Annotated in this window: 1 protein-coding gene; it reads right to left on the bottom strand. The window is 66.2% G+C overall.

Annotated features, from left to right (window positions below):
- On the bottom strand, positions 1 to 1,130 hold a 1,130-nt coding region (gene glf / locus GEV27_RS17515), incomplete at both ends, for a UDP-galactopyranose mutase (protein WP_153935221.1).

The raw sequence follows: 1,130 nt of genomic DNA on the forward strand, positions 1-1,130 counted from the left end.
CCGTCGCGGAAGTACGGTGCGAGCTTGTTGTCGAACATGCTGAGCGCCGAGCCGATGGCCATGTGCATGTCGAGGTACTGGTAGGTGCCGAGGCGTCCGCCGAACAGCACGTTCTTCTCGCCGCGGGCCAGCTCGCGGTAGGCCAGGAGCCGTTCGCGGTCCTGGGGGGTGTTGACCGGGTAGTAGGGCTCGTCGCCGATGCCGGCGAAGCGGCTGAACTCGCGCATGATCACGGTCTTGTCGGCCGGGTGGTCGCGCTCGGGGTGGAAGTGTCGGAACTCGTGGATGCGGGTGTGCGCGATGTCGGGGTCGGCGTAGTTCATCACCGGGGTGCCCTGGAAGTCGCCGGTCGCCAGCACCTCGGTCTCAAAATCCAGGGTGCGCCACGACAGGTCGCCGTGGGCGTGATCGAAGTAGCGGTCGACCGGGCCCGTGTACACGACAGGGGTCACCCCGACGCATGCCTTCTTGTTGAAAGGTTGCGTCTCGTCGAAGAAGTCGGCCTCGAGCGTCACGGTGATGTTGTCGTGATCGGCCATCCGCTCCAGCCACGCGGTGTAGCCGTCGGTGGGCAGACCCTCGTAGGTGTCGGAGAAGTAGCGGTTGTCGTACGTGTAGCGCACCGGCAGGCGGCTGATGATGTCGGCGCCGAGCTCGCGGGGATCGGTCTGCCACTGCTTGGCGGTGTAGCCCTTGATGAACGCCTCGTACAGCGGCTCGCCGATCAGCGAGATCGCCTTCTCCTCGAGGTTCGCCGGCTCGCCGGTGATCATCGCGGCCTGCTCGGCGACCCACGCGCGGGCCTCGTCGGGGGAGTACGCGGCGCGCTGGAACTGGTTGATCGTGCCGAGGTTGATCGGCAGCGGGAACACCTCACCGCGGTACGTCGTGTAGACGCGGTGCTGATAGGGCGTGAACGTCGTGAACCGGTTGACGTACTCCCACACTCGCTGGTTGGAGGTGTGGAACAGGTGTGCCCCGTAGCGGTGGACCTCGATGCCGGTCTCGGGATCGATCTCGGAGTAGGCGTTGCCGCCCAGGTGGTCGCGGCGATCGATGACCTGGACCTTCAGGCCCAGCTCACGCGCACATCGGTCGGCGATCGTCAGGCCGAAGAAGCCCGAGCCGAC

This window comes from Aeromicrobium sp. S22 (assembly GCF_009661045.1).
Taxonomy (GTDB): domain Bacteria; phylum Actinomycetota; class Actinomycetes; order Propionibacteriales; family Nocardioidaceae; genus Aeromicrobium; species Aeromicrobium yanjiei.